Below are 14,154 nucleotides of genomic sequence, written 5' to 3' on the forward strand. Positions count from 1 at the left end.
CCGCCGAAGCTGCCGCCATCGACCGGTGGGCGTCCTGTTTCACGTGAAACAGGACGCCCACCGGTCGATGGCGGCTAACCGATCCCGCGCCATCCCTCCGGGTCCACCCCACCAGGCACAGGAGCCCCCTCGTCGTACGGCTCACGCGTGAACACGAACGACCCGAGGTCCAGGTGGCTGACGCTGCCGTCAGGCCGCCGTAGGGCCCGCAGAAGCTCTCCGGCGTAATAGCCCTCCAACCCCGTCCAGGTGCCGTCACCGTTGGCCCGGAAGCGCGAGCGTCGGCCGCTGCCGGACAACGGACCCATCGAGACACCCCCCTCGGGGATGAGCCGCAGGGCGAAGGCATGCGTGCCCCAGTACCACGGGCCAGCCAACTCCAGTACGCTCGCGTCGACTTCGGGCAGCGGGCGCCACGGCTCGGGAATGCGCGGCTCGGCTTCCACGACGATCCGGACCAGGTCGGCGCCGACGGCGGACAGCATCGGGCCGGATGTGCAGTTGGCCAGCACCACCGCCGCGACGTCGTCCGCCACGCTGATGGTGAGGTTCGCCAGGAACCCGGGCAGGGAGCCGGAGTGCCCCACGAGCAGTCGGCCGTCCCGGTGCTGGATCTGCATCCCGAGGCCGTAGGTGGCCCCGTCGACGACATCCGCGGCCTCGGCCGGGGCGGCAGGCGTGCGCATCTCCCGCACCGTCTCCGCGCTCAGAACCCGGTCGTCCCCCCGTACCAGGAAGGCAGCGAACTTCGCCAAGTCTCCTGTGGTGGACCACAGTTGGCCTGCCGCAGCCATCCTCCCCAGGTCCTCGGCCGGCTCCGGGAGCATCGCATCGGCCCACGGATGCACGGCCCAGCCACCCGCGTGCGGGGCCCGAGGATGAGCACTCGTACGGTCCAGGCCCAGAGGTTCGAGCACTTCACGCCGCAGAACCTCCTCCCATGCGGCCCCACGCACCTTCTCCACCAAGGCGCCCAGCAGGGTGTACCCGGGGTTCGAGTAGTGATGGCGGCGGCCGGCCGGATGCAGGAAGGGCTGTTCGCCGAGAACGTCGGACAGTTCAGGACGCAGGGCGCCCGGGGTCCGCTCCCACCAAGGCCCGGGTGACTCGGCCGCCAATCCGGCCGTGTGCGCGAGCAGTTCGGCGATGGTCGCCTCCCCCGCGCCGGTGCCGGGCACGTACTTCTCCAACGGGTCACCGAGGTCGAGCACACCCTCGTCACGCAGCCTCAGCACGAGCACGGCGGTGAAGGTCTTGGTGATCGAGCCGATCCGGTACTGGACGTTCTCGTCCGGCCCGTGACCGTCCACCGAGGTCCGTGAACCGTGCCAGACGGCCCGGCCGTCCCGCACGACCACCGCGACCAGCGACGGCGCCCGCCCTTCCGCCTGCGCCACGGCGATCCGATGCAGCAGAGCGCGGCGCGTGCCGGGTAGCAGCTGTTCCTGAGATGTCGTCATGGCCCCAGTCCACCCCGGCGAGTGCCGAGGCGTCGAGCTCATTCCGCCAGGGGTGGGGGGCTCAGGTCTGGGCCATGTCCACGAAGCGCGAGTAGTGGCCCTGGAAGGCGACCGTGATCGTCGCCGTCGGACCGTTACGGTGCTTGCCCACGATGATGTCCGCCTCGCCCGCGCGCGGCGACTCCTTCTCGTAGGCGTCCTCGCGGTGCAGCAGGATCACCATGTCGGCGTCCTGCTCGATGGAGCCGGACTCACGCAGGTCGGACACCTGAGGCTTCTTGTCCGTACGCTGCTCGGGGCCACGGTTGAGCTGCGAGAGCGCGATCACCGGGACCTCGAGCTCCTTGGCCAGCAGCTTGAGGTTTCGGGACATGTCCGAGACCTCCTGCTGGCGGCTCTCGGAGCGCTTGCCGGACTGCATCAGCTGGAGATAGTCGATGATCACGAGCTTGATGTCGTTGCGCTGCTTGAGCCGGCGGCACTTCGCGCGGATCTCCATCATCGACAGGTTCGGGGAGTCGTCGATGTAGAGCGGCGCCGCCGAGACCTCGGGCATCCGGCGCGCCAGGCGCGTCCAGTCCTCGTCCGTCATGGTGCCGGAGCGCATGTGGTGCAGAGCCACCCGTGCCTCGGCCGACAGCAGACGCATCGCGATCTCGTTGCGCCCCATTTCGAGGGAGAAGATCACGCTCGGCAGGTTGTTCTTGATCGACGCCGCCCGTGCGAAGTCCAGCGCGAGCGTGGACTTACCCATGGCGGGACGGGCCGCGATGACGATCATCTGGCCCGGGTGCAGACCGTTGGTGAGCGAGTCGAGGTCCGTGAAGCCGGTGGGCACACCGGTCATCTCACCGGTGCGGGAGCCGATCGCCTCGATCTCGTCGAGCGCGCCCTCCATGATGTCGCCGAGCGGGAGGTAGTCCTCGCTGGTGCGCTGCTCGGTGACCGCGTAGATCTCGGCCTGGGCGCGGTTGACGATCTCGTCGACGTCGTCGTCGGCCGCGTATCCCATCTGGGTGATGCGCGTACCGGCCTCGACCAGCCGTCGCAGCACGGCCCGTTCGTGGACGATCTCGGCGTAGTACTCGGCGTTCGCCGCGGTAGGAACCGTCTGCACGAGAGTGTGCAGATACGAGGCGCCGCCCACCTTGTTGATCTCGCCGCGCTTGGTCAGCTCGGCGGCGATCGTGATGGGGTCGGCCGGCTCGCCCTTGGCGTAGACGTCGAGGATCGCCTGGAAGATCGTCTCGTGGGCCGGCTTGTAGAAGTCGTGGCCCTTGATGACCTCGACGACGTCGGCGATGGCGTCCTTGGACAGGAGCATGCCGCCGAGTACGGACTGCTCCGCGTCGAGGTCCTGCGGCGGCACGCGCTCGAAGGAGCCGCCCCCACCGTCCCATTCGCCGTTCTCACGTCCGCGGTCGTGCTGCTCGTCGCGGCCCCGGCCTCCGTCGCCGCGTCGGCGCGAAGCAGGCAGGCGATCACTGGGACCGCTGTCGGCCCACGGATCGTCCAAGGGCTCGGAAATGCTCACCGAGCCACCTCCTCCCGTCCGCCGAGCGGACCTCGCCGTGCCTCTCTTTCTACGGCACGGCACTGACAAATGAGAGGCCCAACTCCGTTTGCGGCGCGTCGGCTTTGTGACGATTTCCCGGCCGACGGATGGAGCGGGCGCCGGACCACGGTAGGCCCGTCGGCACCGTCAGCCAATCTGGTTATCCACAGGCCATGTGGACGACGGCCCGGATGCTGTGGAGAACTCGCCGAAACCTGTGCACGACCCGGTGGACAGGCCTGTGAACAAGCTCGCCCTCCGTCCGGCCGAACCGCTCTGACCTGCCCGTTTCCCGTCCACCGGCTGTGCAGAAGAAAAACTTTCCCAGTCGGATCAAGATCACATCGAATGGCGCCCCCAAGCGCGCGACACACCACGCCAAGTAAGGGTCACTAATCAATTGCATCCATTACCTGTGGACGATTAGATTGGTGCTCATGACACACGCTCCCGCGACCTCGCGCGCCGCACGGCGACAGCACGACCGAGAGATCGTCGCACTGGCCGTCCCGGCCTTCGGTGCGCTCGTCGCCGAGCCCCTGTTCGTCATGGCGGACAGCGCGATCGTGGGCCATCTCGGCACCGCCCAACTCGCGGGCCTGGGGGTCGCCTCCGCCCTCCTGACGACCGCAGTCAGTGTGTTCGTCTTCCTCGCCTACGCCACCACCGCGGCCGTCGCCCGACGGGTCGGCGCCGACGATCTCCAGGCCGCCATCCGCCAGGGCATGGACGGCATCTGGCTGGCCCTCCTGCTCGGCGCCGCAGTGATCGCCGTCGTTCTGCCCACGGCACCCGCCCTGGTGGAACTCTTCGGCGCCTCGGACACCGCCGCCCCGTACGCGACCACCTATCTGCGGATCTCGTCCCTCGGCATCCCGGCCATGCTCATCGTCCTCGCCGCGACCGGTGTCCTGCGCGGCTTGCAGGACACGAAGACCCCCCTGTACGTCGCCATCGGGGGCTTCGTCGCCAACGCGGCCCTGAACGCCGGCCTCGTCTACGGAGCCGACCTCGGCATCGCCGGCTCCGCCTGGGGCACGGTCATCGCCCAGTGCGGCATGGCCGCCGTCTACCTGGTGGTGGTCGTACGCGGTGCCCGTGCCCACGGCGCCTCCCTGCGTCCCGACGCAGCGGGCATCAGGGCCTCGGCCCAAGCCGGCGCCCCGCTGCTCGTCCGCACCCTCTCCCTCCGGGCGATCCTGATGATCGCCACCGCGGTAGCGGCCCGCCTCGGCGACGCGGACATCGCGGCGCACCAGATCATCCTGTCCCTGTGGAGCCTGCTCGCCTTCGCTCTGGACGCGATCGCCATCGCCGGGCAGGCCATCATCGGCCGCTATCTCGGCGCGGGCGACGCTCAGGGCGCCCGGGAGGCATGCCGCCGCATGGTGCAGTGGGGCATCGCGGTCGGCGTGGTGCTCGGCCTGTTGGTCGTGGTGACCCGACCGGCGTTTTTGCCCCTGTTCACGAGCGACTCCTCGGTGAAGGACGCCGCTCTGCCCGCACTGCTCGTCGTGGCGCTCTCCCAGCCGATCTGCGGGATCGTCTTCGTCCTGGACGGCGTCCTGATGGGCGCCGGTGACGGCCCGTATCTGGCCTGGGCGATGGTAATGACCCTCGCGGTCTTCACCCCCGTGGCCCTGCTCGTCCCGACACTCGGCGGAGGCCTCACCGCCCTGTGGGGAGCGATGACGCTGATGATGGCGGTCCGCATGGCGACCCTGTGGGTTCGAGCGCGGTCGGGACGCTGGATCGTCACGGGTGCGACCCGCTGACGTTTCACATGAAACATCACGCCGTTCACAGGAGACATCACGCCGTTGCCTGACCGTTTCACGTGAAACACGTCGCCTCATGACGTTTCACGTGAAACACCGCATGCCCGATCACTTCACTCAGACAGGGCCCGGCAGCGACTCAGCCATGCAAGAGGGGGCCGTACCCGATGGGTACGACCCCCTCTCACAACTGCTCAAACCGAGCGCAGCGATCAGGCCGCGACAACCTCGATGTTGACCTTGGCGGCAACCTCGGGGTGCAGACGCACGGACGTCTCGTGGGCGCCCAGGGTCTTGATCGGCGAACCGAGCTCGATGCGGCGCTTGTCGACCTCGGGGCCACCGGAAGCCTTGATCGCGGAGGCGATGTCGGCCGGGGTGACGGAACCGAAGAGACGGCCGGCGTCGCCGGAGCGAACGGCCAGACGGACCTTGACCGCCTCGAGCTGGCCCTTGATCTGGTTGGCCTGCTCGATGGTCTGGATCTCGTGGATCTTGCGAGCGCGACGGATCTGCTCGACGTCCTTCTCGCCACCCTTGGTCCAGCGGATAGCGAACTTCCGCGGGATCAGGTAGTTGCGAGCGTAGCCGTCCTTGACGTCGACGACGTCGCCAGCGGCACCGAGGCCGGAGACCTCGTGGGTGAGGATGATCTTCATTAGTCGGTCACCCTTCCCTTAGCGCGCGGTGGACGTGTAGGGCAGCAGCGCCATCTCACGGCTGTTCTTGACGGCCGTGGCGACGTCACGCTGGTGCTGCGTGCAGTTGCCGGTCACGCGGCGGGCACGGATCTTGCCGCGGTCGGAAATGAACTTCCGCAGCATGTTCGTGTCCTTGTAGTCCACGTACGTGACCTTGTCCTTGCAGAAAGCGCAGACCTTCTTCTTAGGCTTGCGCACAGGCGGCTTCGCCATGGTGTTTCTCCTGTGTGATCAAGAAGTGTGGGTACGACCCACCCTCGGCCCGAAGGCCTAGAAGGGGGGTTCGTCCGAGTAGCCGCCGCCACCGCTGCCGCCGGAGTTTCCACCCCAGCCGCCACCGCCGCCGCCCTGCTGGCCACCGGCAGGAGCGCCGGTCGCCCACGGGTCGTCGGCGGGAGCGCCGCCGCCCTGCTGGCCGCCGCCGGAGTTCCCACCCCAGCCGCCGCCACCCTGGCCGCCACCGCCGCCGTAACCGCCCTGGCCACCGCGTCCGGCACCGCCGGCGGTCTTGGTGACCTTGGCCGTGGCGTTCCGCAGGCTGGCGCCGACTTCCTCGACGTCCAGCTCGTAGACCGTGCGCTTGACGCCCTCACGGTCCTCGTAGGACCGCTGCTTCAGCCGGCCCTGCACGATGACGCGCATGCCTCGCTGGAGCGACTCGGCAACGTTCTCCGCCGCCTGACGCCAGACCGAGCAGGTCAGGAACAGGCTCTCGCCGTCCTTCCACTCGTTCGTCTGACGGTCGAAGGTGCGGGGGGTGGACGCGACACGGAACTTCGCGACCGCCGCACCGGAAGGGGTGAAGCGCAGCTCGGGGTCATCGACAAGATTGCCGACGACCGTGATGACGGTCTCGCCTGCCATGGGGGAACCTCTCGGCGGGTTTGCTGCTGGCTGCTTTGTGGTGCTGCTACTCGAGTCCCGAGATCAGCTGAGCGGGAGAGCTCAGTGGGTCTCGGGGCGGAGGACCTTGGTCCGGAGGACCGACTCGTTCAGGTTCATCTGGCGGTCGAGCTCCTTGACGACCGCAGGCTCGGCCTGCAGGTCGATGACCGAGTAGATGCCCTCGGGCTTCTTCTTGATCTCGTACGAGAGACGACGACGGCCCCAGGTGTCGACCTTCTCGACCTTGCCGTTGCCCTCACGGACGACGGAGAGGAAGTTCTCGATCAGGGGGGCGACAGCGCGCTCCTCCAGATCGGGGTCGAGGATGACCATCACCTCGTAGTGACGCATGTGGAACCCACCTCCTTTGGACTCAGCGGCCACGGTCGTTCCGTGGCAGGAGGGTCGTGATGCGTACGCAACCGTATCGGCCGCCACTGACAATCGGGGCTTCCTCGCGGTAGTCCCGGTCGTGACATGGGCAGACACAGGTGCAGACGGTACAGACTACCCGCACACCGGCTTCCGGTTGAAATCCGGCCGCCGGGACCGACAATCTGTACACATCGGGTGTGTATGGCGCTACGATGCGCCGCCTTCCGCAGGAGGTGCCCTATGGCACAGGCAATGCGACCCAACACCGTCGGAGGCCTTTTCGCCACGGACGGAAAGCCCCACCCCCTCCAGGACACGCTGCTCGCGGTGACCCTGGTGCTGGGCATCACGGCTTTCGTCACGGCGATGTTCCACAACCTGCACCTGCTCAGCTCCTGGGCAGGCCTGGTCGGGATCGCCACCGGCGCCTACGGCCAGTGGATCTCGGAGACGACCCGTGAGCGCTTCGGACTGATCCTCGGTCTCGGCGCCTCAGCGGTCGGCTTCTTCCTCGGCATGGCCCATGGCGGCCTCTTCGGCGGAGTGATCAGCTGACGCCAGGGACACCGTCCTCTTCACATCACCCAAAGCACCACGGAACGCCTCGGCGGCCCTCGCAGCCGCGGCGCAGGTCCCGTACGCCCAGCCGGGGCGCTCGCAAGGCGCAGTAGGCTTCGGCGCGAGAGCCGGAGCCCCTGTACCCATGGGGACACACCAGCCCGAGGAGCGCCCCGAATGAGCCTGACCCTGAGGACGATCAGCCGCGAGCAGCATCTGGCCTACATCCAGAGCCTGCCGTCGGCGAGCCACATGCAGGTTCCGGCCTGGGCAGACGTCAAGGCGGAGTGGCGCTCGGAGAACCTCGGCTGGTTCGACGACAAGACCGGCGAGATGGTCGGCGCGGGCCTCGTCCTCTACCGCCAGCTCCCCAAGATCAAGCGCTATCTCGCCTATCTGCCCGAGGGCCCGGTCATCAACTGGTTCGCGCCGAATCTGACCGACTGGCTGGAACCGATGCTCGCGCACCTCAAGCACCAGGGCGCCTTCTCCGTGAAGATGGGTCCGCCGGTGATCATCCGGCGCTGGGAGGCCCCCTCCATCAAGGCGGGCATCCAGAACCCCGACGTGAAGCGGCTGCGGGACATCGAGGCCGACTTCATCGAGCCGCGCGCCTTCGAGGTCGCCGACAAGCTGCGTCGTATGGGCTGGCAGCAGGGCGAGGACGGCGGGGCCGGCTTCGGCGACGTCCAGCCGCGCTACGTCTACCAAGTGCCGCTGGCGAACCGCTCCCTGGAAGAGGTCCACAAGAACTTCAACCAGCTGTGGCGCCGCAACATCAAGAAGGCCGAGAAGGCCGGCGTCGAGGTCGTCCAGGGCGGCTACCACGACCTCGAGGAGTGGCAGCGGCTGTACGAGATCACGGCTGTGCGCGACCACTTCCGGCCCCGACCGCTGTCGTACTTCCAGCGCATGTGGACGGCCCTCAACTCCGAGGACCCCAACCGCATGCGGCTGTACTTCGCCCGCCACAACGGCGTGAACCTGTCGGCGGCGACGATGCTGATCGTCGGCGGGCACGTCTGGTACTCCTACGGCGCCTCCGACAACATCGGCCGTGAGGTCCGGCCCTCGAACGCGATGCAGTGGCGGATGCTGCGCGACGCCTACGCGCTCGGCGCCACCGTCTACGACCTGCGGGGCATCTCCGACTCCCTGGACGAGACCGACCACCTCTTCGGCCTGATCCAGTTCAAGGTGGGCACCGGCGGGCAGGCCGCCGAGTACCTCGGCGAGTGGGACTTCCCGCTGAACAAGCTGCTCCACAAGGCGCTCGACATCTACATGTCGCGTCGCTGATTGGCCATGTCGCGCCGCTGAGGCCGCGTCCTTCGGTTCAATTGCTTTCACACCTCTGATACACCGCAGCCACGAGAAAGGTTCCAGGTCCGGCCATGGCGCTCACGCTTTACGTCGACACCGCGCGCTGGCGGGCGCATCACAAGCACGTGCAGGAGCAGTTCCCGGGCCTGGTGCCGGTCTGCAAGGGCAACGGCTACGGCTTCGGGCACGAGCGGCTGGCGGAGGAGGCCACCCGCCTCGGCTCGGACATTCTCGCCGTCGGCACGACGTACGAGGCCGCGCGCATCAAGGACTGGTTCAGTGGTGACCTGCTGGTGCTGACGCCGTACCGGCGCGGCGAGGAACCCGTCCCGCTGCCGGACCGCGTCATCCGCTCGGTGTCGTCGATCGACGGGGTCTACGGCCTCGTCGGTGCCCGGGTGGTCATCGAGGTGATGTCCTCGATGAAGCGGCACGGCATCAGCGAGCAGGACCTGCCGCAACTGCACGCCGCCATAGAGAACGTCCGCCTGGAGGGCTTCGCCATCCACCTGCCGCTGGACCGCACCGACGGCTCGGACGCCGTCGAGGAGGTCATCGGCTGGATGGACCGCCTGCGCGCCGCCCGGCTGCCGCTGCACACGATGTTCGTCAGCCACCTCAAGGCCGAGGACCTCGCCCGGCTCCAGCAGCAGTTCCCGCAGACCCGCTTCCGCGCGCGTATCGGCACGCGGCTGTGGCTGGGGGACCACGAGGCCACCGAGTACCGCGGAGCCGTCCTGGACGTCACGCGCGTGGCCAAGGGCGACCGGTTCGGCTACCGGCAGCAGAAGGCGGCCTCGGACGGCTTCCTGGTGGTCGTGGCGGGCGGTACGTCGCACGGGGTGGGCCTGGAGGCCCCCAAGGCCCTGCACGGCGTCATGCCGCGTGCCAAGGGCGTCGCCCGTGCGGGTCTCGCCACGGTCAACCGGAACCTTTCTCCGTTCGTCTGGGGCGGCAAGCAGCGCTGGTTCGCCGAGCCGCCGCACATGCAGGTGTCGATCCTGTTCGTGCCCTCAGACGCCCCCGAGCCGAAGGTCGGCGAGGAACTGGTGGCCCATCTCCGGCACACCACCACGCAGTTCGACCGGCTCGTCGACCGCTGACAGCTGACTGACGCCTGGCGAACACGGCAGACAGCCGGAAGGCCGTGCACGGAAACCCGTGCACGGCCTTTCGCATGGGTCGTCCGCGACCACCCGACGCCTTGTTCGCTCAGAGCGAACTGCCCGCGGAGGGCGTATTTCCCTGACCGCCCCACTCCACTTGCGGGCTGTCGAAGTGGGCCGCGTGCCGCGGGGGATGGGCCGCAGGACCGAGAACGAACACGTCCTCCGCGCCGTCGAGCACACCGCCTGACGGATCGTCGTCACCGGCCTTGCGCACCACGTCGCGCTCCGGCATCCAGATGTCGCGCACGATCACGGCACACAGATACAGCGTCCCGAGCAGATGCAGGCCGATGGCCCAGTGGTAGCCCTCCTGGGGCAGGCCCTTGTGAGCGTCCGCACTGGTCGTGTACGCGAGGTACATCCAGATGCCCAGGAAGTACGCCACCTCGCACGCCTGCCAGATGAGGAAGTCCCGCCACTTGGGCCGGGCCAGCACGGCCAGCGGGACCAGCCACAGGACGTACTGCGGCGAGTAGACCTTGTTGGTGAGGATGAACGCCGCGACGATCAGGAAGGCCAGCTGGGCGAAGCGCGGCCGGCGCGGAGCGGTCAGTGTGAGCGCGGCGATGCCGACGCAGCACAGCAGGACGAGCAGCGTGGCGAGCGTGTTGACGGTGTCGGTGCTCAGTGGGTCGGACGAGTTCTGGGCGAGGATCAGCCAGAAGGACCCGAAGTCGACGCCCCGCTCCTGGCTGAACTCGTAGAACTTCGCCCAGCCGTCCCAGGCGAGCAGCATCACCGGGAGGTTCACGACGAGCCAGGAGCCCGCGGCGCCTCCCAACGCCTTCCCGAAGTCCCGCCACTTGCCGGCGCGCCAGCACAGCACGAACAGCGGGCCGAGCAGGAAGACGGGATAGAGCTTGGCGGCCGTGGCGAGGCCCAGCAGGACGCCGAACGCCAGCGAACGGCCCCGGGACCACATCAGCATCGCCGCGGCCGTCAGGGAGACCGCCAGGAGGTCCCAGTTGATCGTGGCCGTCAGCGCGAAGGCGGGCGCCAGGGCGACCAGCAGACCGTCCCAGGGCCGCCGGGCGTGTGTACGGGTCACGCACACGGCGATGACGGCGGCGCACGCCATCAGCATCCCGGCGTTGACCATCCAGTACCACTGCTCCTGGTCCTGGATGCTGCCGCTGCCCGGTGTGAGCCAGGCGGCCACCTCCATGAACACGCCGGTCAGCACCGGGTATTCGAGGTACTCCATGTCGCCGTTGAGCTTGTCGAAGTACGGCACGAGCCCATCGGCGAAGCCGCGCCCCGCGTAGAGGTGCGGGATGTCCGAGTAGCAGGCGTGCGTGTACTGCGAGCTGGCGCCGAAGAACCAGCCGCCGTTGTAGCAGGGTGCCTTTTGGATCAGGCCCAGGGCGAACATCCCGATCGCCACGAGCGCGATGACCCGCACGGGAGTCCACCAGGACGTCCCGAGCAGGGCTCGCCGCCCGATGGGACCGCCGATCAGCTCGCTGCCACTCGCGGCGACCTCGTCGTCCCTCGTCGGCCGCACCGGGTCCTGCTCGTGCACGCTCGCTCGCGTGGATTCTGCGCTGGGCATGGGGCACATCCTGCCGTACCCGCCTAGGAATACGCCGAGGGCCGCCGCACCTGGTGGGTGCGGCGGCCCATGTTTCACGTGAAACACCCTCGGCGGGCGATAAGGCGGCTAACCGGTCGATCCTCCGAAGATGCCGCCTCCATTGCCGTTGCCTCTGGTGGTGTCTGTCGCCGTGGCCGTCGGTGAGGAGGTCACGCCTCCGTCCGTACCGCCGGTGTCCGTGCCTCCGGTGTCCGTGCACTGCCAGCTGAACTTGCAGGACTCGCTGGCCGACGGCGAGGGGAGGATCTCCGACTCGCTGGGCGTCGGGCTGGGCGTGGCACTCGGCGTCTCGCTCGGCGTCACGGTGACGGACGGCGTCGGGGACGGAGCACCGGCCTCGTCCTGGATCTCGCCGATCTTCTCGGCCTCCGGGAAGCCGGGGTCGTTGTCACCCTTCAGCGCGACCTTCATGTACTCGGTCCAGATGGACGTCGGGATGTCACCACCGTGGATGGACTCGACACCCGCCGTGCCGTTCATGGAGAGCAGCTTGCTGTTCTTCGGGTCCTCTCGGAACATCGCAACCGACGTCGACAGCTGCTGGGTGTAGCCGACGAACCAGGCCGACTTGTTGCTGTCGGTGGTACCGGTCTTGCCGGCGGCCGTACGACCAAGGGCCTTGGCGTTCTTACCCGTACCGTTCTCGATGACGTTCTCGAGGGTGTCCGTGACGTTGTTCGCCACGTTCTCCGGCATGGCCAGGGTGACCTTCGGCTTGCTGAAGCCGGGCACCTCTTCACCGTTGTGCTTGACCTGCGTCACCGAGTACGGGTCCGCGTGCTTGCCGGACGCCGCGAACGTGGCGTAGGCGTCGGCCATGCGGATGGCGCTGGGGGTGGAGGTCCCCAGAGCGAAGGAGGCGTTGCGGTAGGCGAAGCTGTCCTTCAGGATGCCGGCCTTCTCGGCCACACTCTGAACCTTGTCCATCCCCACGTCCATTCCGAGCTGCACGAACGGTGTGTTGACGGACTGTTCCATCGCCTTGCGCAAGGTGATGTAGCCCCACGGATAGTCGCTCTCGTTCTCCTGGTAGAAGACTGAGTTGTCCTTCTTCAGGACATAAGAGCCGTCGTTGTTCCTGACCTTCAGATGGTCGTTGCCGTTGTACTTGCTCAACGGGGAGACACCCTCACCGTCGCTCTTGTACGTCCCGTATTCCATAGCCGCAGCGAGCACGAACGGCTTCCACGTCGAGCCAACGGGCACACCCGATGTGTCCGCGTTGTTGTTGAAGTGGTCGTTCTCGTAGCCGTCACCGCCGTAGAGCGCGACGATCGCACCGTCATTGGGTTTCACTGACGCCGCACCGAACTGAACGTGCTTGTCCAGCTCCCGCTTCTCCGGGTCGATGCGCTCGTCCTCGACCTTCTTGACAGCCTTGGCCAGAGCGTTGACCTTGTCCTTCTCGAAGGTCGTGTAGATCTGGTAGCCGCCCTTGTCGAAGTCGGCCTGCGAGATGTTCGAGTGGTTCAGGACGTACTTCTTGGCCGTGTCGACGAGGTAGCTGATCTGCCCGGTCATGCCCTTGGTCGCCTTCAGGCCCTGAGGCATGGGGTACTTCTTGACGGCCGTCTGGTACTCGGCGTCCGTGATGCGCTTGTCGTCGTGCATCTGCTCGAGAATCCAGCTCCAGCGCCCCCTGGAACGCTCGAGGTTCTTGTCCTTGGTCGCCGTCGGGTCGATGCTCGTGTTGTCGATCGGGTCGTAGTACGTCGGACCCTTGAGCAGCGCGGCCAGGAAGGCGCACTGGGACACCGAGAGGTCCTCGGCGTCCTTGCCGTAGTAGGTCTGTGCCGCGGCCTGGATGCCGTACGCCCCACGGCCGTAGTACGAGGTGTTCAGGTAGCCCTGGAGGATCTCGTCCTTCGTGAGCTTCGTGCCCACCTTTATGGAAATGAACATCTCCTTGAACTTCCGGGAGACGGTCTGTTCCTGGCTCAGGTAGGTGTTCTTCACGTACTGCTGGGTGATGGTCGAACCACCCTGCGTGTCACCGCCGCGGGCCATGTTGGCGAGCGCTCGGGCGATACCCATGGGGTCGACGCCGGAGTCGGTGTAGAAGCTCTTGTTCTCCGCGGAGATCACGGCCCACTGCATGGCCTTGGGGATCTTGGAGATGTCGACGTTCTGACGGTTCGCGCCACTGCCCGTGGCGACCATCTGGGAGCCGTCTGCCCAGTAGTAGACGTTGTTCTCGGACTTCGCCGCAGCGTTCTCGCTCGGGATGCTCACCATGGCGTAGCCGATGCCCGCGATGGCCACCAGGCTGCCGAAGAAGGCGAGGCTGAGCCCGGAGACGAGTCGCCAGGAGGGCACCCAGCGCTGCCAGCCGTACTTGCCGGCGCGCGGGTAGTCGATGAACCGGTTCTTGGTCGGGGCGGAGGCTCGGCCGCGTCCAGGGCCGGTGGAGCCCCCGCGCCGCGCGCCGCGGCCCGTGGGCTCGGGCGCTCTGCGCCGGTTGCCCCCGCCTCTCTGCGCCGCGCGTCGGGCCTCGGCGCGGCCGCCGTACGGCCGCTCCTCGCCTCCCGACCGGGATGAACCCGACCCGTACGAGTCGGAAGGAGACTCGGTGGCGCCACGCGGTGCCGCACGGCGGCCGGAGGACGAGCCGGACTGGCCGCGTCGGGCCGCGGCACGTCCGCCTCCCTGCGGCTGCGGCGGTTTGCGACGGTGCTCGCTCATCGAACGACTACTCCTAGGGCAGGCGCACCTCTGCGCGCCTGGAAACGGCGGCTGCTGGTTTCCGGTCCCCCCGA

At 67.8% G+C, this 14,154-nt stretch carries 12 protein-coding genes; 4 read left to right on the forward strand and 8 right to left on the reverse strand.

Annotated elements, in window-relative coordinates:
- Positions 1–74: 74 nt before the first annotated feature.
- The gene (locus DI272_RS22670; protein ID WP_109497125.1) at positions 75–1,460 is read right to left on the reverse strand and encodes a serine hydrolase; all 1,386 of its coding nucleotides are present in this window, start codon (positions 1,458–1,460) and stop codon (positions 75–77) included.
- A gap of 61 nt (positions 1,461–1,521) precedes the next feature.
- Positions 1,522–2,994 (reverse strand): replicative DNA helicase, encoded by a 1,473-nt coding sequence (gene dnaB / locus DI272_RS22675; RefSeq protein WP_109497126.1) that lies wholly within the window; start codon positions 2,992–2,994, stop codon positions 1,522–1,524.
- Positions 2,995–3,452: 458 nt separating this feature from the next.
- Here dnaB and DI272_RS22680 point away from each other — a divergent pair, with 458 nt between their 5' ends.
- Complete coding sequence (locus tag DI272_RS22680; RefSeq protein ID WP_109497127.1) at positions 3,453–4,790, forward strand: MATE family efflux transporter; 1,338 nt, start codon at positions 3,453–3,455, stop codon at positions 4,788–4,790.
- A gap of 215 nt (positions 4,791–5,005) precedes the next feature.
- Here DI272_RS22680 and rplI read toward each other — a convergent pair whose 3' ends face one another.
- The 4 genes from rplI to rpsF form a co-directional block, all read right to left on the reverse strand.
- Positions 5,006–5,452 (reverse strand): 50S ribosomal protein L9, encoded by a 447-nt coding sequence (gene rplI / locus DI272_RS22685; protein WP_059194386.1) that lies wholly within the window; start codon positions 5,450–5,452, stop codon positions 5,006–5,008.
- A gap of 18 nt (positions 5,453–5,470) precedes the next feature.
- Entirely contained in the window at positions 5,471–5,707 is a 237-nt protein-coding gene (gene rpsR / locus DI272_RS22690) for a 30S ribosomal protein S18 (RefSeq protein WP_003949403.1), read from the reverse strand.
- Positions 5,708–5,764: 57 nt separating this feature from the next.
- Positions 5,765–6,358 (reverse strand): single-stranded DNA-binding protein, encoded by a 594-nt coding sequence (locus tag DI272_RS22695; RefSeq protein ID WP_109497128.1) that lies wholly within the window; start codon positions 6,356–6,358, stop codon positions 5,765–5,767.
- Between the two features lie 81 nt (positions 6,359–6,439).
- On the reverse strand, positions 6,440–6,730 hold the full coding sequence (rpsF, locus tag DI272_RS22700; protein WP_005482942.1) for a 30S ribosomal protein S6: 291 nt from the start codon (positions 6,728–6,730) through the stop codon (positions 6,440–6,442).
- A gap of 264 nt (positions 6,731–6,994) precedes the next feature.
- On the opposite strand from rpsF, the gene DI272_RS22705 reads away from it, so the two are divergent.
- The 3 genes from DI272_RS22705 (at position 6,995) to DI272_RS22715 (ending at position 9,738) form a co-directional block, all read left to right on the forward strand.
- Entirely contained in the window at positions 6,995–7,309 is a 315-nt protein-coding gene (locus DI272_RS22705; protein ID WP_109497129.1) for a hypothetical protein, read from the forward strand.
- Positions 7,310–7,489: 180 nt separating this feature from the next.
- Positions 7,490–8,611, forward strand: coding sequence for a peptidoglycan bridge formation glycyltransferase FemX (gene femX, locus DI272_RS22710; protein ID WP_109497130.1), 1,122 nt, complete (start codon positions 7,490–7,492; stop codon positions 8,609–8,611).
- 95 nt (positions 8,612–8,706) lie between these two features.
- The gene (locus tag DI272_RS22715) at positions 8,707–9,738 is read left to right on the forward strand and encodes an alanine racemase (RefSeq protein WP_109497131.1); all 1,032 of its coding nucleotides are present in this window, start codon (positions 8,707–8,709) and stop codon (positions 9,736–9,738) included.
- A 109-nt stretch (positions 9,739–9,847) separates the two neighbouring features.
- On the opposite strand, the gene DI272_RS22720 is transcribed toward DI272_RS22715, so the two are convergent.
- Both DI272_RS22720 and DI272_RS22725 read right to left on the reverse strand, forming a co-directional pair.
- A complete protein-coding gene (locus DI272_RS22720) occupies positions 9,848–11,356 on the reverse strand; it encodes a glycosyltransferase family 87 protein (protein ID WP_109497132.1) in 1,509 nt (502 codons plus the stop codon).
- Between the two features lie 108 nt (positions 11,357–11,464).
- Positions 11,465–14,080 carry a transglycosylase domain-containing protein gene (locus DI272_RS22725; RefSeq protein ID WP_258314632.1) on the reverse strand — a complete coding sequence of 872 codons (2,616 nt, stop codon included), beginning with the start codon at positions 14,078–14,080 and terminating at the stop codon, positions 11,465–11,467.
- Positions 14,081–14,154 lie beyond the last annotated feature (74 nt).

This window comes from Streptomyces sp. Act143 (genome assembly GCF_003143935.1).
Lineage (GTDB): Bacteria > Actinomycetota > Actinomycetes > Streptomycetales > Streptomycetaceae > Streptomyces.

What these genes read in the sequence shown, in the direction of transcription:
- DI272_RS22670 (WP_109497125.1), bottom strand. Translation starts at nt 1,460, where the DNA reads ATGACGACATCTCAGGAACAGCTGCTACCCGGCACGCGCCGCGCTCTG.
- DI272_RS22680 (WP_109497127.1), top strand. Translation starts at nt 3,453, where the DNA reads ATGACACACGCTCCCGCGACCTCGCGCGCCGCACGGCGACAGCACGAC.
- rplI (WP_059194386.1), bottom strand. Translation starts at nt 5,452, where the DNA reads ATGAAGATCATCCTCACCCACGAGGTCTCCGGCCTCGGTGCCGCTGGC.
- rpsR (WP_003949403.1), bottom strand. Translation starts at nt 5,707, where the DNA reads ATGGCGAAGCCGCCTGTGCGCAAGCCTAAGAAGAAGGTCTGCGCTTTC.
- DI272_RS22695 (WP_109497128.1), bottom strand. Translation starts at nt 6,358, where the DNA reads ATGGCAGGCGAGACCGTCATCACGGTCGTCGGCAATCTTGTCGATGAC.
- rpsF (WP_005482942.1), bottom strand. Translation starts at nt 6,730, where the DNA reads ATGCGTCACTACGAGGTGATGGTCATCCTCGACCCCGATCTGGAGGAG.
- DI272_RS22705 (WP_109497129.1), top strand. Translation starts at nt 6,995, where the DNA reads ATGGCACAGGCAATGCGACCCAACACCGTCGGAGGCCTTTTCGCCACG.
- femX (WP_109497130.1), top strand. Translation starts at nt 7,490, where the DNA reads ATGAGCCTGACCCTGAGGACGATCAGCCGCGAGCAGCATCTGGCCTAC.
- DI272_RS22715 (WP_109497131.1), top strand. Translation starts at nt 8,707, where the DNA reads ATGGCGCTCACGCTTTACGTCGACACCGCGCGCTGGCGGGCGCATCAC.
- DI272_RS22720 (WP_109497132.1), bottom strand. Translation starts at nt 11,356, where the DNA reads ATGCCCAGCGCAGAATCCACGCGAGCGAGCGTGCACGAGCAGGACCCG.
- DI272_RS22725 (WP_258314632.1), bottom strand. Translation starts at nt 14,080, where the DNA reads ATGAGCGAGCACCGTCGCAAACCGCCGCAGCCGCAGGGAGGCGGACGT.